General features: G+C 69.3%; 13 protein-coding genes and 1 tRNA gene. 8 read left to right on the forward strand and 6 right to left on the reverse strand.

The window, feature by feature from the left end; all coding sequences use genetic code 11:
- Positions 1-27 precede the first annotated feature (27 nt).
- The 4 genes from ACIBB8_RS17790 to ACIBB8_RS17805 all read left to right on the forward strand — a co-directional run bounded on the left by ACIBB8_RS17790 (position 28) and on the right by ACIBB8_RS17805 (position 5,109).
- Positions 28-636, forward strand: a complete 609-nt coding sequence (locus tag ACIBB8_RS17790) for a DUF501 domain-containing protein (RefSeq protein ID WP_398953055.1) — start codon at positions 28-30, stop codon at positions 634-636.
- Positions 637-710: 74 nt separating this feature from the next.
- The gene (locus ACIBB8_RS17795) at positions 711-1,652 is read left to right on the forward strand and encodes an exopolyphosphatase (protein WP_398953057.1); all 942 of its coding nucleotides are present in this window, start codon (positions 711-713) and stop codon (positions 1,650-1,652) included.
- A 474-nt stretch (positions 1,653-2,126) separates the two neighbouring features.
- Positions 2,127-3,512 carry an NAD(P)/FAD-dependent oxidoreductase gene (locus ACIBB8_RS17800; protein WP_358859154.1) on the forward strand — a complete coding sequence of 462 codons (1,386 nt, stop codon included), beginning with the start codon at positions 2,127-2,129 and terminating at the stop codon, positions 3,510-3,512.
- Between the two features lie 292 nt (positions 3,513-3,804).
- Positions 3,805-5,109 (forward strand): class I SAM-dependent methyltransferase, encoded by a 1,305-nt coding sequence (locus tag ACIBB8_RS17805; RefSeq protein WP_398953059.1) that lies wholly within the window; start codon positions 3,805-3,807, stop codon positions 5,107-5,109.
- An 86-nt stretch (positions 5,110-5,195) separates the two neighbouring features.
- Here ACIBB8_RS17805 and ACIBB8_RS17810 read toward each other — a convergent pair whose 3' ends face one another.
- Together ACIBB8_RS17810 and ACIBB8_RS17815 are read right to left on the reverse strand one after the other, a co-directional pair.
- Complete coding sequence (locus ACIBB8_RS17810) at positions 5,196-7,724, reverse strand: ABC transporter permease (RefSeq protein ID WP_398953060.1); 2,529 nt, start codon at positions 7,722-7,724, stop codon at positions 5,196-5,198.
- Positions 7,725-7,779: 55 nt separating this feature from the next.
- On the reverse strand, positions 7,780-8,550 hold the full coding sequence (locus ACIBB8_RS17815) for an ABC transporter ATP-binding protein (protein WP_266984854.1): 771 nt from the start codon (positions 8,548-8,550) through the stop codon (positions 7,780-7,782).
- Between the two features lie 712 nt (positions 8,551-9,262).
- Here ACIBB8_RS17815 and ACIBB8_RS17820 point away from each other — a divergent pair.
- Positions 9,263-9,348 (forward strand) — tRNA-Leu (locus ACIBB8_RS17820).
- 147 nt (positions 9,349-9,495) lie between these two features.
- Positions 9,496-10,383 (forward strand): Bax inhibitor-1/YccA family protein, encoded by an 888-nt coding sequence (locus ACIBB8_RS17825; protein WP_398953063.1) that lies wholly within the window; start codon positions 9,496-9,498, stop codon positions 10,381-10,383.
- Between the two features lie 147 nt (positions 10,384-10,530).
- Here the strand turns inward: ACIBB8_RS17825 and ACIBB8_RS17830 are convergent, their stop codons facing one another.
- Positions 10,531-10,758: a DUF4287 domain-containing protein gene (locus ACIBB8_RS17830; RefSeq protein ID WP_398953065.1), complete on the reverse strand. Its 228-nt coding sequence runs from the start codon at positions 10,756-10,758 to the stop codon at positions 10,531-10,533.
- Positions 10,759-10,858: 100 nt separating this feature from the next.
- Here ACIBB8_RS17830 and ACIBB8_RS17835 point away from each other — a divergent pair, with 100 nt between their 5' ends.
- Entirely contained in the window at positions 10,859-11,176 is a 318-nt protein-coding gene (locus ACIBB8_RS17835) for a hypothetical protein (protein WP_366692402.1), read from the forward strand.
- Between the two features lie 73 nt (positions 11,177-11,249).
- Here the strand turns inward: ACIBB8_RS17835 and ACIBB8_RS17840 are convergent, their stop codons facing one another.
- From ACIBB8_RS17840 to ACIBB8_RS17850, 3 genes are all read right to left on the reverse strand, one after another.
- Complete coding sequence (locus tag ACIBB8_RS17840; RefSeq protein WP_398953067.1) at positions 11,250-12,110, reverse strand: hypothetical protein; 861 nt, start codon at positions 12,108-12,110, stop codon at positions 11,250-11,252.
- A 684-nt stretch (positions 12,111-12,794) separates the two neighbouring features.
- Entirely contained in the window at positions 12,795-14,015 is a 1,221-nt protein-coding gene (locus ACIBB8_RS17845) for an acetyl-CoA C-acetyltransferase (protein WP_366692400.1), read from the reverse strand.
- A gap of 160 nt (positions 14,016-14,175) precedes the next feature.
- The gene (locus tag ACIBB8_RS17850; RefSeq protein ID WP_398953108.1) at positions 14,176-15,309 is read right to left on the reverse strand and encodes an SGNH/GDSL hydrolase family protein; all 1,134 of its coding nucleotides are present in this window, start codon (positions 15,307-15,309) and stop codon (positions 14,176-14,178) included.
- Between the two features lie 156 nt (positions 15,310-15,465).
- Between ACIBB8_RS17850 and ACIBB8_RS17855 the strand changes: the two genes are divergently transcribed.
- Complete coding sequence (locus tag ACIBB8_RS17855; RefSeq protein WP_398953070.1) at positions 15,466-16,869, forward strand: cystathionine beta-synthase; 1,404 nt, start codon at positions 15,466-15,468, stop codon at positions 16,867-16,869.
- Positions 16,870-17,044 lie beyond the last annotated feature (175 nt).

Raw genomic sequence — 17,044 nt, forward strand, 5'->3', positions numbered from 1 at the left:
ACGCATCCGAGTAGATCCAAGGCAGGCATGGAAACGCCCCCTCCCCAGACCGAGTCCACCCCACCCACCGAGGCGGACATCGCCGCGTTCCAGCAGCAGCTCGGCCGCCCGCCGCGCGGGCTGCGCGCGATCGCGCACCGCTGCCCGTGCGGCAACCCGGACGTGGTCGAGACGTCCCCGCGGCTGGAGGACGGTACGCCGTTCCCGACGACGTACTACCTGACGTGCCCGCGCGCGGCTTCCGCGATCGGCACGCTGGAGGCGAACGGCGTCATGAAGGAGATGACGGAGCGTCTGGCCACGGACCCGGAGCTGGCGGCTGCCTACCGTGCCGCGCACGAGGACTACATCGCCCGGCGCGACGCGATCGAGGTGCTGGAGGGCTTTCCCAGCGCGGGCGGCATGCCGGACCGGGTGAAGTGTCTGCACGTGCTGGTGGGGCACTCGCTGGCGGCGGGGCCGGGCGTGAACCCGCTGGGTGACGAGGCGATTGCGATGCTGCCGGAGTGGTGGCGCAAGGGGCCCTGCGTGACGCCGTGCGGCGCGCCGGAGGCGAAGGACGGCCGGACCGTCGAGACGTCGGAGGGCGGTCACTTCGCGTTCCGGCCGGCCGACGGGGCGCCGGACGAGGGCTGACCGTTCCCCCGGGGGCTCCGCCCCCCGACCCCCGCTCCTCAATCGCCGGAGGGGCTTGATTTCTAGGAGCACCCATGACCCGTGTGGCCGCCATCGACTGCGGTACGAACTCCATCCGCCTGCTCGTCGCCGACGCGGACCCGTCCACCGGTGAGCTCGTCGAGCTCGACCGGCGGATGGAGATCGTCCGGCTCGGCCAGGGCGTCGACCGCACCGGCCGGCTCGCCCCCGAGGCGCTGGAGCGGACCTTCGCCGCCTGCCGCCAGTACGCGGCCGTCATCAAGGAGTACGGCACGGAGAAGATCCGCTTCGTCGCTACCTCCGCCTCCCGCGACGCGGAGAACAGGGACGAGTTCGTCCGCGGCGTGCTGGACATCCTCGGCGTCGAGCCCGAGGTGATCAGCGGCGACCAGGAGGCCGAGTTCTCCTTCGACGGCGCCACCAAGGAACTCGCAGGGACCGAACACCTGCCGAAGCCCTACCTGGTGGTGGACATCGGCGGCGGTTCCACCGAGTTCGTCGTCGGCGACGACCGGGTCCTGGCCGCGCGGTCGGTGGACATCGGCTGTGTACGGATGACCGAGCGCCATCTCGTACGCGACGGTGTCGTCACCGACCCTCCCACACCGGGTCAGATCACCGCGATCCGCGCGGACATCGACGCTGCCCTCGATCTGGCCGAGGAGACCGTCCCGCTCACCGAAGCCGCCACGCTCGTCGGCCTCGCCGGCACCGTCACCACCGTGGCCGCGATCGCGCTGGGACTGGAGGAGTACGACTCCGAAGCGATCCATCACTCCCGGATCTCCTTCGAGCAGGTCCAGGAGATCACCGGACGGCTCGTCACCTCGACCCACGCCGAGCGGGCCGCGATCCCCGCGATGCATCCGGGGCGGGTCGACGTGATCACCGCCGGGGCGCTCGTCCTGCTGGGCGTGATGAAGCGGACCGGGGCCCGCGAGATCGTCGTCAGCGAGCACGACATTCTCGACGGGATCGCCTGGTCCGTCGCGTAGCCGGAGGCCGTCGGCAGCCCGCTCGAAAGGCTGTTCACGGGGGTGCGGCAAGAGGCGCCGAATAGGCGCTCATGCGCACTCCCGCCTGCACCTTTGAGTCGCCGGGAGCCCCTCGGGGACCTCTTCGGGAGACACTCCGCGACGAAGTTCGTGAACTTCTTCACAAGGAATTCGTTCCCCCGACGTTCACTTCTGCTCCGTACGGGGCCCCGTGACCGTCCGCGGACCCGCTCGCTGCGCATGCGGGAGGGTTCCGGACGTGTTGCTGCGGTGCTGGCCGAAGGGGTGCTTCACCCCGTTCGCGGGGCTCAAGGGCCAGCTCACAAGCGGTGAACAACGTTCGCTGCCGCACCGTGGTTCCCCTGTGACGCCATGACCTCGCTCACGTGGGCGGCGCAGTGTAGCAGAGGGTGGGCGATACCTTGTGAAGGGGCTCACGAGCATGCCCCCTGAGGGGGGTGGATACTCGATGGCATGAGCACCACGGAGCGTCCCAGGATCCTCGTAGTAGGCGGTGGGTACGTAGGCCTGTACGCAGCTCGGCGCATTCTGAAGAAGATGCGCTACGGAGAGGCGACCGTCACGGTCGTCGACCCCCGGTCGTACATGACCTACCAGCCCTTCCTCCCCGAAGCCGCCGCAGGCAGCATCTCGCCCCGGCATGTCGTCGTCCCGCTGCGACGCGTACTGCCGAAGGCCGAGGTTCTCACCGGCCGCGTCACGACCATCGACCAGGACCGCAAGGTCGCCACGGTCGCGCCGCTGGTCGGCGAGGCCTACGAGCTGCCCTTCGACTACCTCGTCATCGCGATGGGCGCCGTCTCCCGCACCTTCCCGATCCCCGGCCTGGCCGAACAGGGCATCGGCATGAAGGGCATCGAGGAGGCCATCGGCCTGCGCAACCACGTTCTCGAGCAGCTGGACAAGGCCGACTCGACGACCGATGAGGACGTCCGCCGCAAGGCGTTGACGTTCGTCTTCGTGGGCGGCGGCTTCGCCGGTGCGGAGACCATCGGCGAGGTCGAGGACATGGCCCGCGACGCGGCGAAGTACTACACGAACGTGAAGCGCGAGGACATGCGCTTCATCCTCGTCGACGCCGCCGACAAGATCCTTCCCGAGGTCGGCCCGAAGCTGGGCACCTGGGGCCGGGAGCACCTGGAGTCCCGTGGCGTCGAGGTCTTCCTCTCGACCTCCATGGACTCCTGCGTCGACGGTCACGTCGTCCTGAAGAACGGCCTCGAGGTCGACTCCAACACCATTGTGTGGACGGCCGGCGTGAAGCCGAACCCGGCGCTGGCCCGCTTCGGCCTGCCGCTCGGTCCGCGCGGTCACGTGGACACGTCCGAGAAGCTCCAGGTGCAGGGCACCGACTACATCTGGGCCGCGGGCGACAACGCCCAGGTTCCGGACATGGTCGGCCGCAGGGCCGGTAACCCGAACGCCTGGTGCCCGCCGAACGCCCAGCACGCGCTGCGTCAGGCCAAGGTCCTCGGCGACAACGTCATCTCCGGGATGCGCGGCTTCCCGCAGAAGGAATACAGCCACGCCAACAAGGGTGCGGTCGCCGGTCTCGGCCTGCACAAGGGCGTCGCGATGATCGTCATGGGCAAGATGAAGATCAAGCTCAAGGGCCGTCTCGCCTGGTACATGCACCGTGGCTACCACGGCATGGCGATGCCGACCTGGAACCGTAAGATCCGGATCTTCGCCGACTGGACCCTTGCGATGTTCCTCAAGCGCGAGGTCGTCTCGCTCGGCGCCATGGAGACGCCGCGCGAGGAGTTCTACGAGGCCGCCAAGCCGGCCCCGGCTCCGGCCGCCGCCAAGACCGAGGGTGAGAAGGCCAAGGCCTCCTAGCCCGGGCTCCGGTCCGCCGGATCCTCTCCGTACGACGCCCGAAGGGGCCGTCCGCCATCCGTGGTGCGGGCGGCCCCTTCGGCGTGTCCGGGGCCCGGGAATGACCGCCCGGCACATATGTGTGGTGTGCAGGCATTGTGCCGTTCCGTTGCGCCACTGCGGGATGGCGTTGGCGCCGGAGAGTGTTGACGGCGGTGTACCTCGTCGTGGCACCACGGGTACACGGAGTGGTTCGAGGCATGTTTGGGCATGTTTGGGCTCGTTGGGAAACACCATCACGGAGGTGTACGCCATGGCAGACGCCGCGTTGCGGCTGACCGCTCTCGCCGAGGAGTTGCTGGGAGAACCCCTGCCGGTCCGGATCCGGGCCTGGGACGGCAGCGAATCCGGACCGCCCGGTGCCCCCGTTCTCGTCATCCGGAACCGCCGCGCGTTGCGCCGGCTGCTCTGGAAACCGGGCGAACTGGGCCTGGCCCGCGCCTGGGTGGCCGGCGAACTCGACATCGACGGCGATCTCTACGAGATGCTGGATCTGATGGCCGGGCTGCTCTGGGAGCGCGGCGTGGACGCGAAGGACACCGTCCACCCGATCCGGAACCCACAGGTCCGGGCCGCCGCCCGAAGCCTGCTGCACCTGGCGGGACCCTGGCCGCCGCCGCCCCCGCCCGCCGAGGAGGTCCGCCGCCGCACCGGCCCCCTTCACACCAAGCGCCGCGACAAGGAGGCCATCAGCCACCACTACGACGTGGGCAATGACTTCTACGAACTGGTCCTCGGCCCGTCCATGGTCTACTCCTGCGCCTACTGGGAGAACGACGGAAGCCTGGAGGACGCCCAGCGCGACAAGCTCGACCTGGTCTGCCGCAAGCTCGCGCTGAAGGAGGGCGACCGCCTCCTCGATGTCGGCTGCGGCTGGGGCTCCATGGCCATCCACGCGGCCCGCGAGTACGGCGCCCAGGTCACCGGGGTGACCCTCTCCGTCGAACAGGCCGCATACGCCCGCAAGCGCATCGCCGAGGAAGGTCTGACCGACCGGATCGAGATCCGGGTCCAGGACTACCGGGACGTCAGGGACGGCCCGTACGACGCCATCTCGTCGATCGGCATGGCCGAGCACGTCGGCTTGGTCCGCTACCGCGAGTACGCCGACGACCTCTACGCCCTTCTGAAGCCGGGCGGCCGGCTGCTCAACCACCAGATCGCCCGCCGCCCCGAACGGGACGAGTCCGCTTACCACGTGGACGAGTTCATCGACGCGTACGTCTTTCCCGACGGCGAACTCGCCCCGTTGGGCCGGACCGTCGCCACCCTCGAGGAGGCCGGCTTCGAGGCCCGTGACGTCGAGTCGATCCGTGAGCACTACGCACTGACCCTGCGCTGCTGGGTCGCCAATCTGGAGAAGCACTGGGACCAGGCGGTCACGATGACCTCGCCCGGCCGGGCCAGGGTCTGGCGCCTCTACATGGCCGCCTCCGCCCTGTCCTTCGAGCACAACAGGATCGGGGTCAACCAGATCCTCGCGGTGCGCCCGGCAGAGGGCGGGGCCGCCCGTATGCCGCTGCGTGCCCGCGACTGGACGGCGTCGGCGACCGGCTGACACCGGAACGGACCGAGGGCCGGTACCCGCAGCTCCAGACTGCGCGTACCGACCCTCGGCCGTTGTGTCCCGGTGCCGGCCGACCGCTACTCGGTCTTGATCGCCGTCAGCATGTTCAGCTTCGCGGCGCTGCGGGCCGGCCAGAGTGCGGCCAGCACACCCACCAGTCCTGCCAGCAGCAGGAAGAGCGCGATCCGGTCCCACGGGATGACGAGGGCGTAGCCCGGGATGGAGGTGGCCAGTGACTTACCGATCGCCCAGCCGAGGAACATACCGAGGGCGACACCGATCACCGCTCCGAAGAGCGAGATGACCACGGCCTCCAGCCGGATCATGCGCTTCACCCTGCGCCGGTCCAGGCCGATCGCTCGCAGCATGCCGATCTCCTGCTGACGCTCGAAGACCGACATCGCCAGGGTGTTGACGACCCCGAGCACCGCGATGATCAGGGCCATCGCCAGCAGCCCGTACATGATGTTCATGGCGAGGTTGATGGTGCCGCCGAACATGTCCCGAATGTCCTGGCGGTCCATGATGCTCATCGCCGGGTTGTCACCCAGCGCGTCCACCAGCGCCTGCTCGTTGGCCTGGCTGGTGCCCCCGTCCATCTTCAGCCAGACCCCGGGGATGTACGGGTGGGCCTCGTGCGGCTCCGCCAGCTTCGTCGAGATCAGAATCTGCGAGAGGAACCCGTTGTCCTCGAAGACCGCGCCGACCTTCAGATCGTCCGTCTTCCCGTCGTCGTAGGTCACCGGGAGGGTGTCACCGGTCTTCCAGCCGTAGTGCTTCGCGGCCTTCTCGGAGATCGCGATCTCGCCGTTGCCGAGCGAGTCCACCGAGCCGGAAACCGTCTTCAGCGTGAAGATCTTCTCGACATCGCCGGGGGTGACCGCGGTGGCGGGGTGGAATGTGCCCTTGACCTTGAGCGAGGCCTCCTGCTGTGGCGAGATGGCGGAGACCCCGTCGGCCTTCTGCAGGGCAGTGAGTGCCGACTTGTCGAGTGTGTCGTGGCTGGCCATCGACACCATGTAGTCGGCCTTGACGTCGTCCGTCGTCATCCGGTCGATCGCCTGGCCGAGGGTGACGCCGAGCACCGAGATGCCGGTGACCAGGGTGAGACCGATCGCCAGCGCGGAGGCGGTGGCGCCGGTACGCCGCGGGTTGCGGACCGCGTTCTGCGAGGCGAGCTTGCCGGAGACGCCGAACAGCCGCTCGAGCAGCGGGCGGATCAGTGCGATCACCGGCCGCGACAGCAGCGGGATCAGCACGATGACACCGATCAGCGTGAGGAAGGCGCCGAGACCGATGACGGACTGGCCGGCAGACCCGGCCATCGCCGCACCGCCCACGATCGCCGCGCCACCGAGCAGGGTCAGTACTGCGCCGATGGAGTTGCGCAGCACGAGGGACTTGACGGTCGCGCTCGCGTGCACACTGCTCATCGCTGCAACCGGCGGGATCTTCGCGGCCCGGCGGGCCGGCAGCCAGGCGGCCAGCACGGTGATCAGTACACCGACGCCGAACGAGGCGACGACGGCGGTGGGCGAGACCACCAGCGGTCCGGCCGGGATCTTCCCGCCGATCAGGCTCATCGCGGAGCGCAGCCCGGTGGCGAGACCGATACCGAGCAGGAAGCCGATGACGGACGCGATCACGCCGACCACGGCGGCTTCGATGAGCACGGAACGCTTGACCTGGCGGCGGGACGCGCCGACGGCGCGCAGCAGCGCCAGCTCCTTGGTGCGCTGGGCGACCAGCATGGTGAAGGTGTTGGCGATCAGGAAGATCCCGACGAAGAGGGCGATGCCCGCGAAGCCGAGCAGCATGGTGTTGAGGCTGCTCAGGCCGGTCTCGATCTGCTTGGCCTGCTTGTCGGCGAGAACCTTGCCCGTCTGGGCAGTGGCGTACTTGGGCAGCAGCGGTTCCACCGCGTCCAGCAGCTTCCGGTCGGAAGCGCCGGCCGCCGCGGTGACGGTGACGTCCTGGAACCAGCCGGGCCTGAGGTAGAGCTGCTGGGCGACCGGCGTGTCGAAGAGGACCAGGCTGCCGCCCGCGTTCACCGCGCCGTCCTCGGTGGTGAAGACACCGGAGAGGGTGTACTCCTTCACCGGGCCGTTCGTGGCGACCCGTACCCGGTCGCCGACCTTGTACTCGCCCTTCTTCGCCGTCTCCTTGTCGAGCGCGATCCGGTCGTCGCCGGCCGGACCCGTGCCGTCGACGAAGGTGTACGAGGCGTCCTTGCCGTTCGGGCCGGGGAAGAAGTTGGCGCCGGTGTTCGACCAGCCGTTGCCGATCAGCTTGCCGTGCGGGTCGGCGACCCCGGCGAAGCCGGAGACCCGGCCGGTGGCGGTGGCCACCCCGTCCAGGCCCTGGATCTTCTTCAGTGTGGCGGCATTGATGCCGGGCGCCTTCTCGTCGCGCCGGTCGGCGTGCGTGGTGACGGCGACGGCGACGTTGTCGTAGCTCTTCGCCGACTGGTTGCGGAGTGCGCTGCCGAGGGTGTCGGTGAACACCAGGGTGCCGGAGACGAAGGCCACGCCGAGTACGACGGCGAGCACGGTCATCAGGAGTCTGGCCTTGTGCGCGAGCACATTGCGCAGGGCGGTACGGAACATGTCTGTCAGTCCTGGGATGGGTTCCGGAAGCGGGATCGGGGGCGGCCGGGCGGGCTCAGCTGGTACGGCCCTTGGCGTCGAACGCCTTCATCCGGTCGAGGACCCCGTCCGCGGTGGGGCGCATCATCTGGTCGACGATCGCCCCGTCCGCCAGGAAGATCACCCGGTCCGCGTAGGAGGCGGCGACCGGGTCGTGAGTCACCATCACCACGGTCTGCCCCAGCTCGCGCACGGAGTTGCGCAGGAAGCCCAGCACCTCGGCGCCGGAGCGGGAGTCCAGGTTGCCGGTGGGCTCGTCACCGAAGATGATCTCCGGCTGCGAGGCCAGGGCGCGGGCCACCGCGACACGCTGCTGCTGGCCGCCGGAGAGCTCGGTGGGCCGGTGCTTCAGCCGGTCGGAGAGCCCCACCATCTCGATGACCTTGCGCAGCCACTCGGCGTCGGGCTTGCGGCCCGCGATGTCCATCGGCAGCGTGATGTTCTCCGCCGCGGTCAGCGTGGGCAGCAGGTTGAACGCCTGGAAGATGAAACCGATCTTGTCCCGGCGGAGCTGGGTGAGCTGCTTGTCCTTGAGGGAGCCGAGCTCCGTCTCGCCGATCCGTACCGAACCGCTGCTGAAGCTGTCGAGACCGGCCACGCAGTGCATGAGGGTGGACTTGCCGGAGCCGGACGGGCCCATGATCGCGGTGAACTCGCCCTGCGGGAAGTCCACGGTGACCCGGTCCAGGGCCTTCACCTGGGTCTCGCCCTGTCCGTAGACCTTGGACAGATCCGTGGCGCGGGCAGCCACCGCGGTGGCGCGGTGAGCGGTGGAGGTGATGGTCACGGGGACACTCCTGTTCAGGGCTTCGGTTCGGGGGTCCGGAAGCGGACTACTCCATCGTCGGCGCTGATCCGCTGCCGGTCGTCAGCCCCCGTGCCCGTTCCGGAGGGCCACTTGAGTCGCACCGGAGGGGCGATTCGTCCTCCTTGGGTATGACACCGCCCCTGAGCCGGTCGTACGTCGAACCGGTTCCTTCGCGGCGCCCGCACCCGGTTCCTCGGAGGCGCGCACACTCGGATCCAAGGTCACACAGAGTGAGGGTCGGGCTGGCCGGACGCGGCGCTCCGCTCACCCCTCGCACGACTGTGCCGACGCATGACTGCGTCGCTCGATCGGCTGATTCCGCCCGACGGGGCGGACGGGGCAGGAGGTGCGTCGCGGATCCGGGGCCGGCGCTGTGATCCAGGTGACACGTGCGTGTCCGCGGCCCACGGGTGCCGGAGATCACTCCGGGAGCGAGAAGTGCCGGTGAGGCCGTCGCCCGGCGGGTGGCGGGCCCATGGCGCCCAGGGCCGTCCCGGGGAGGCGAGTTTCCGTCATTCCCGATTGCGGGTCCGGGTACCCACCGCCCCGCTCAGGTATGTGACTATGCCTTACATCCTGTGCTGACGGCCCCTCAAACTGTCAATAAAATAAGACAACATCGCGCCACTGTTCCGCTGATCGGGGGATACCCCCGGATAGGGTCAGGTGCCAACGCGGAGCCGCGCGCCAAGCCCGGATGGTGGAATGCAGACACGGCGAGCTTAAACCTCGCTGCCCCTCGGGGGCGTGCCGGTTCGAGTCCGGCTCCGGGCACCACTGCGACGTTCAGTGACGGTGCCGATCGGCCGGACGTTACTTCAGTGATCAACCTCCATAAAGATCCTCCTCTGGCACTAGGGTGATCCCTTTGCCTACCCATTACTCTTGTGGCAAGGCCACGCAGGGTGGCCATGAAGGAGTGAGATGAGGAGCAGCAACCCGGTCTTCTCGCGACGGGGGTTCAGCCGCGACAACGGCTACGCGGGCTTCAACGCGGCGCCGCAGGCCGGGGCCGCTACCGCGAGCGCCAACCCGTACGCCCAGGGCACCGCCACCAACCCGTACGCCACCAATCCCTACGCCCAGCCGGACGTCCAGTACGGCGCCCCGCAGGCGCCCGCGCGCACCGGCGCGATGACGATCGACGATGTCGTCACGCGCACCGCGATCACGCTCGGCACCGTGGTGCTCGGCGCCGCGCTCGCCTGGGCCCTGCTGCCCGTCGACGAGGCCAATCTCGGCAAGTCCTACGGCATTGCGATCGGCGCCGCCCTGGTGGCGTTCGTCCTGTCGCTCGTCCAGTCCTTCAAGCGCAAGCCGGTCCCGGCGCTGATCGTCGCGTACGCGGCCTTCGAGGGTGTCTTCCTCGGAGTGATCTCCAGCGCGGTCAGCACGTACATCGGGCCGGGTGTCGTGATGCAGGCGGTGCTGGGCACCATGTGTGTCTTCGCCGGTGTGCTCCTCGCGTACAAGATGCGCTGGATCCGCGTCACCCGTCGCTTCTACGGCTTCGTGATGGCCGCTGCTGTGGGCTTCATGCTCCTGATGGTGGTCAACCTGCTGTTCTCCGTCTTCGGCGGAGGTGACGGCCTGGGCTTCCGCAGCGGCGGTCTTGGCATCCTCTTCGGCGTCATCGGGATCATCCTCGGCGCATGCTTCCTGGCCCTGGACTTCAAGCAGGTCGAGGACGGTATCGCGTTCGGCGCCCCGCGCGAGGAGTCGTGGCTGGCGGCCTTCGGCCTCACCATGACCCTGGTGTGGATCTACCTGGAGATGCTGCGCCTGCTCTCCATCCTGAGCGGCGACGACTGACCGTACGCACGCTCCGCGCAACGAAACGGCCCGCAGGCTCACCGCCTGCGGGCCGTTCCCGTCGGTCCGGGTGCCGCTTGCCCAGTGCTGTGACCGGCAATGTCTGCCGGGAGGGGTACCAGAGCGTGTTTCGAACGTCCCGCCTGCCTAGAGCAGCTTCCGCGCCGCCCGCCTCAGGTCGTACTCGTGGACGAGCGCCTTCGCGTGTCCGTAGGCGAGGTCGTGTTCGCTCCGCAGCCAGCTGACCTTCTCGTCGAACCGGAGGGCAGGGCCGTCTTCGACGGTGCGGAGCCAGTCGGAGACTTCACGACCGGTGCACTGAGGGATTCTGGAGAGCAGATTGCGATGGGTCTCTTCGGAGAAGACATGGGTCATCGGCGCCTCCGACGCATTGCGCGTTGCTGGTCCTTCCCGGCACCGTGCCTGAGCGTCGGCCCGTTGGCAACCATCCCGGGAGGGCGCGTAGGGTCGCGGCATGCTCGATACGACCCCGCTGGTCACCGTCGTGGACCGATTCGCCGACCGGCTGCGCGCCGCCCCGCAGAGCAGGCTCCAGCACGGAGCGGCCGCCGAAGGACTGGCCGCGGCCAGGGAATTGGCCGTACGGGCCCAGCGCATCGAGTCACCGGGCCGCGAGCCCCGCATCATGCCGGACGCGGGCATGTTTGCGGTCGGTGACCAGGTCGCGGTCGCGGGCCGGGACCTGGCGGTCGCATTGGAAAGGGCCCCGTCCGTCGAACTGGACGAGGCCGTGCGATTCGTCGAGGAAGCGACCACCCGGGCTTTCGCGTAGCGGCCGTCCCGTACGGAGGTCGTGGCAGCGGCCGACGACGGCCGCTGCGCGGGAACCGGGGGGCTCCCGCAGGTCAGAGCGAGGCGATGACGCGGTCGGCGAGAATGTAGACGTTCTCCTTGCCGCAGGAGAAGGTCAGGGCGTACGCGCCCGAGACACCGGAACCGCCCAGCAGCACCGGGTGCTCACCCGCCAGCAGCGCCTCGGCGAGCCGCTCGGCCGTCTCGCGGTGGCCGGGGGTCATACAGAGCGTGGTGCCGTCCGCGAAGACGTACACATCGAGCGTGCCGAGCGGGCCGGGGCGGACGTCGGCGAGCTCGGTCCGGCTGTCGGCGAGCTCCTCCAGCCGGCTCACGGTGCGCTCGTGGTCGGTGACGACCGGGGTCTGTACCGGTACGAAGTCGGGGTGCGAGGGGTGACGGCGACGGGCCGCCGCCAGCTCGGGGGAGTCCTCGGCGAACTCCACTGCCTCCGGAAACTCGGTTGTGTCGGCCGACTCGGCCAGTTCCGTCAGCTCCTCGAGCGCCTCGGTGGCGTCGAGGTCCATCGCCTCAAGGCCCGCGAAGTCCGCCTGGCGCGGTAGGAAGAACGGTGCGTCCTCGCCGATCCCGGACAGGCCGCCCAGCAGGGACGGGGCGTCCGCGGCGTCGCGCGCCTCCTGGGAGGCCCAGAACGCCCGCGCCTCGGCGAGCTCGCGCTCCCGCTCCTCGGCGAGTGCCTCGGCCACGGCCGCACGTATCTCGGCGGCGGGGGTGGCGGTGCTGCGGACCTGCTGGGGCACGGCGGCGGTACGGGCGCGGCCGGCGGCCAGCTCCATCCGCAGAGCCATGACCTGCTTGCGCAGCCCGTGAGCAGCGTGCAGAGCAGCAGCACCCACGGCCGTGGCAGCGGCGGCGGTCAGCAACAGGGCAAGAGGCATGGCGCTCACTGACATACTCCCGGTTTCAAGCGATCCCCCGACTTCCTACATCAGCTTGTCCTCCGCTTGCGCCCGGTGTCAGTGCATTACGTCACGAATTGGACAGGTATTTGTGCCTGAGGTTTAGTCCTGATGCGGGTGTGACCTGCGGAAATGGCTCTCCCCTAGGAGATAGGTCACATCCTGGGAGAGATTCGGTCACGGTCGGGGCTCGGAGCCGGCGGAAGAGGCCGGCTCGGTGGTTCCGGGCGGCGACAGGCTCTCAGCCGGTCGGGCCTGAGCTCGTGTACCTCAGGCGACCGTTCCTCAACAGTGAGCGGGGGTGAGTCCGCGCACTGGCACGCCCCGAATGATCTTGGGCGCACTGGCCGCCCGCTTTCGCGTCCCGGTCGGCGACACGGATCCTGTCCGTGGTCCGAACCGGGCGGGCGGAGTCCCTGACGACCTGGCCAGATGGGTACGGCCAAAGACGACCTGGCCAGATGGGTACGGCCAAAAGTGACGGGGAGCCCCGAACCATCACTCCGGTGGAGCGGGGGCCCCGCACACCGGCGCCGTACCCGGCGTCCCAGATCGCACGATCACCGTAGCCCGAACAGCCCAGGCCCCCGCAAGCCCGGAAACCGACCATGACACGATCGAGTCAGATCGACCTCGTGCGCCCTCCTTGGCGAGCAGTTGTCGATCCTTTGTTGCAGCTCAGCTCAGCCGCTCGATGACCATCGCCATGCCCTGGCCGCCGCCCACGCACATGGTCTCCAGACCGAACTGCTTGTCGTGGAACTGCAGGCTGTTGATCAGCGTGCCGGTGATCCGGGCGCCGGTCATGCCGAAGGGGTGGCCGACGGCGATGGCGCCACCGTTGACGTTGACCTTCTCCAGCGGCAGGCCGAGGTCGCGGTAGGAGGGGATCACCTGGGCGGCGAACGCCTCGTTGATCTCGGCCAGGTCGATGTCGTCGACGGTGAGGCCGGCACGCTTCAGCGCCTGCTTGCTCGCCTCCACCGGTCCGTACCCCATGATCTCGGGGGAGAGGCCCGAGACACCGGTCGAGACGATCCGGGCCAGCGGGGTCAGGCCCAGCTCGCGCGCCTTGGTGTCCGACATGATCACGAGTGCCGCGGCGCCGTCGTTGAGCGGGCAGCAGTTGCCCGCGGTGACCCGGCCATCGGGGCGGAAGACCGGCTTCAGGCCCTGCACGCCCTCCAGGGTGACGCCCGCGCGCGGGCCGTCGTCCTTCGAGACGACCGTGCCGTCCGGAGTGGTGACCGGGGTGATCTCGCGCTCCCAGAACCCGTTCTTGATGGCCTCCTCGGCGAGGTTCTGTGAGCGGACGCCGAACTCGTCCATGTCCTGACGGGTGACGCCCTTGAGCCGGGCCAGGTTCTCGGCGGTCTGCCCCATCGCGATGTACGCGTCCGGGACCAGGCCGTCCTCGCGCGGGTCGTGCCAGTCGTCGCCGCCCTGCTCGGCACGGGCCGCCGTACGGGCCTCGGCCTCGGCGAAGAGCGGGTTGTGCGTGTCCGGCAGGCTGTCCGAGTTCCCCTTCACGAAGCGGGACACCATCTCGACACCGGCGGAGATGAAGACATCGCCCTCGCCGGCCTTGATGGCGTGCAGCGCCATGCGGCTGGTCTGCAGCGAGGACGAGCAGTAGCGGGTGACCGTACAGCCGGGAAGGTGGTCCATGCCCATCTGTACGGCGATGATGCGGCCCAGGTTGTTGCCCTGCTCGCCGCCGGGGAGGCCGCAGCCGAGCATCAGGTCGTCGATGTCCTTCGGGTCCAGCTCGGGGACCTTGGCCAGCGCGGTCTGGATGATCGTGGCGGTCAGGTCGTCCGCCCGCAGGTCCTTCAGCGACCCCTTGAAGGCCCGGCCGATGGGGGAACGGGCAGCAGAGACGATCACGGCTTCGGGCATCACGCGGCTCCATGAGGGCTGGAAGGCTGTCTGGGCTGAGCAGGGCCGAGCGGCAGGCTCGGCCGACTGAGCAGGTGGGACTGTCTGGGAAGTTACCCGTACGTATCGCCGAGGTCACCCGGCAGGCTGTGTGATGCGGGCCTCTTTTCTAAGCGACCGCTCAGGCGGTCCGGGGTGCGGGGTCCGTGCCCGCGTCCCCGCCTGCGCGAGGGTCCCTGTCCAACGGTACGTCCGGGCGCTTCCCGTCCAGGTGCTGGATCTCCGGGGGCTGGACCTCCGGCTGCCGGCCGTCCACGTGCTCTGTATCCGAGTCTCGTACAGCCGGCTCCGGGTGCGGCTCCGTGGCCGCGGGCAGACGCCGGCGCCTGCGGTGCTTGAGGAGAGCCCACGGTGCCCGCGCCCCCGTGACCTCCGTACCGGCCTCTTGGACCGCCTGGGACGCCGCCTTGGCCACCGGCAGCATGTCCTCACGCCGCGACCCGTCGAGACTGTCGGACTCCGGCCACAGGCCCAGCACGGCGCACAGGGTCGGCAGCAGCGCCATCGCCGCCGTCGCGTACCCCTCGGCCGACGGGTGGTAGTTGTCCGGGCCGAACAGCTCGCGCGGATTCGCCTCGAACTCCGGCCCCAGCAGGTCGCCCAGCGACACCGTTCGCCCGCCCTGCTCCACCGAACCGATCGTCTGCGCCGCCGCCAGCTGACGGCTCGCCCGCCGGGCCAGCCAGCGCAGCGGCTGGTAGACCGGCTCGATCGTGCCGAGATCCGGGCAGGTTCCGACGACCACCTCCGCACCCGTCGTACGCAGCCTGCGCACGGCGGTGGTCAGGTACCGCACCGACTGGGTGGCGGGCATCCGGTGCGTCACATCGTTCGCCCCGATCATGATCACGCAGACGTCCGGCGGACGGGACGTGTCGGCCAGCAGGAGCGAGACCTGCCGCTCCAGATCGTCCGACCGGGCCCCCGGCTGCGCGACGTTCCGCAGATCCACCGGCCGCTCCGACACCGCCGCGAGCCCCGAGGCGAGCAGCGCCCCGGGCGTCTGCCCGGCCCTGCGCACCCCCTGGCCGGCCGCCGTCGAGTCACCGAGCAGCCCGAGTCGCAGCGGCTCCGCGGGCCCGGTGAACGCCACCCCGTACCGCCCGTCCGCACTGGGCGGAACCGGCGCGATACCGCCTCCCACGTGCCGCTTCGCCAGCTGGACCTCCGCCACCAACACGCCTGCCGCTGCCGCGCCGAGCAGTCCGATGCTGCCGCCGCCGTAGGCCGCGCCCGCTGCGATCCGCCGTGCCACCCTTGCTCTTGACACAGTCCGGTCCACCTCCTCGTTGCCGTACCGCCGTACTTACAGCTAACTGCCCCGTAGCGACCGTCGCCCAATCGCTTCGCCCAATCTCATGCCCGTACGCATACCCTGGCCGCACCATCTCGGAGACCCCGGAGTAACACGGTGCAATTTCACGATTCGTTGATCAGTCTCGTTGGCAATACCCCGCTGGTGAGGCTGCGCAGTGTCACGGCCGGCATCCAGGCGACGGTGCTGGCCAAGGTCGAGTACTTCAACCCCGGCGGTTCGGTGAAGGACCGGATCGCCCTGCGCATGATCGAGGCCGCGGAGGAGAGCGGCGAGCTGAAGCCCGGCGGCACGATCGTCGAGCCGACGAGCGGCAACACGGGCGTCGGCCTGGCGATCGTCGCTCAGCAGAAGGGCTACAAGTGCATCTTCGTCTGCCCGGACAAGGTGTCCACGGACAAGATCAATGTGCTGCGTGCCTACGGTGCGGAGGTCGTCGTCTGCCCGACGGCCGTTGACCCCGAGCACCCGGACTCGTACTACAACGTCTCGGACCGGCTGGTCCGGGAGACGCCGGGTGCGTGGAAGCCCGACCAGTACTCGAACCCGAACAACCCGCGCTCGCACTACGAGACCACCGGCCCCGAGCTGTGGGAGCAGACCGACGGCAGGATCACCCACTTCGTGGCGGGCGTGGGAACCGGTGGCACGATCACCGGTACCGGCCGCTATCTGAAGGAGGTCAGCGGCGGCTCGGTCAAGATCGTCGGCGCGGACCCGGAGGGCTCGGTCTACTCCGGCGGTTCCGGTCGTCCGTACCTGGTCGAGGGTGTCGGCGAGGACTTCTGGCCGACCGCGTACGACCGGACGGTCACGGACGAGATCGTCGCCGTGTCCGACAAGGACTCCTTCCAGATGACCCGGCGGCTCGCCAAGGAGGAGGGGCTGCTCGTCGGCGGCTCCTGCGGCATGGCGGTCGTGGCGGCCCTGGAGGTCGCGCAGCGCCTCGGACCGGACGACGTGGTCGTCGTGCTTCTCCCGGACAGCGGCCGCGGCTACCTGAGCAAGATCTTCAACGACGAGTGGATGGCCGACTACGGCTTCCTGGACGACACGGGTACGTCCGCCCGCGTCGGCGATGTGCTCGACTACAAGGACGGTCCGCTGCCGACGCTCGTCCACATGCACCCGGAGGAGACCGTCGGGGAGGCGATCGACGTCCTGCGCGAGTACGGCGTCTCGCAGATGCCGATCGTGAAGCCGGGCGCCGGCCACCCGGACGTGATGGCCGCCGAGGTCATCGGTTCGGTCGTGGAGCGGGAGCTGCTGAACGCACTGTTCGCGCAGCGCGCCTCGCTCACCGACCCGCTGGAGAAGCACATGTCGCCGCCGCTTCCGCAGGTCGGCTCCGGCGAACCGGTCGAGGACCTGATGTCGGTGCTCGGCGGCGCGGGCGGTGCCGACGCGGCGATCGTGCTGGTGGAGGGCAAGCCGAAGGGCGTCGTGAGCAGGCAGGACCTGCTGGCGTTCCTGGCGAAGGACGCGGGCCCGAAGCAGTAGGGAGCGATTCGGGGCTTCGCGAAAACGGTACGAGCACGACACGTACGCGCAGCACCGGCTTAACACGGCTCCGGCACATTGGTGGGTGTCGGCAGGGAAACCCGCCGGCACCCAAGACGGCGACGCGGACTACGGTGCGGCTCCCGGACCTCCACTGTCGCCAGGACGCGCGCAC

Origin of the sequence: Streptomyces sp. NPDC051286 (assembly GCF_044455345.1) — a bacterium.
GTDB lineage: Bacteria > Actinomycetota > Actinomycetes > Streptomycetales > Streptomycetaceae > Streptomyces.

Coding starts and splice junctions, on each gene's coding strand:
- ACIBB8_RS17795 (WP_398953057.1), top strand. CDS start 711: ATGACCCGTGTGGCCGCCATCGACTGCGGTACGAACTCCATCCGCCTG.
- ACIBB8_RS17830 (WP_398953065.1), bottom strand. CDS start 10,758: ATGACCCATGTCTTCTCCGAAGAGACCCATCGCAATCTGCTCTCCAGA.
- ACIBB8_RS17790 (WP_398953055.1), top strand. CDS start 28: ATGGAAACGCCCCCTCCCCAGACCGAGTCCACCCCACCCACCGAGGCG.
- ACIBB8_RS17835 (WP_366692402.1), top strand. CDS start 10,859: ATGCTCGATACGACCCCGCTGGTCACCGTCGTGGACCGATTCGCCGAC.
- ACIBB8_RS17805 (WP_398953059.1), top strand. CDS start 3,805: ATGGCAGACGCCGCGTTGCGGCTGACCGCTCTCGCCGAGGAGTTGCTG.
- ACIBB8_RS17800 (WP_358859154.1), top strand. CDS start 2,127: ATGAGCACCACGGAGCGTCCCAGGATCCTCGTAGTAGGCGGTGGGTAC.
- ACIBB8_RS17845 (WP_366692400.1), bottom strand. CDS start 14,015: ATGCCCGAAGCCGTGATCGTCTCTGCTGCCCGTTCCCCCATCGGCCGG.
- ACIBB8_RS17810 (WP_398953060.1), bottom strand. CDS start 7,724: ATGTTCCGTACCGCCCTGCGCAATGTGCTCGCGCACAAGGCCAGACTC.
- ACIBB8_RS17840 (WP_398953067.1), bottom strand. CDS start 12,110: ATGTCAGTGAGCGCCATGCCTCTTGCCCTGTTGCTGACCGCCGCCGCT.
- ACIBB8_RS17825 (WP_398953063.1), top strand. CDS start 9,496: ATGAGGAGCAGCAACCCGGTCTTCTCGCGACGGGGGTTCAGCCGCGAC.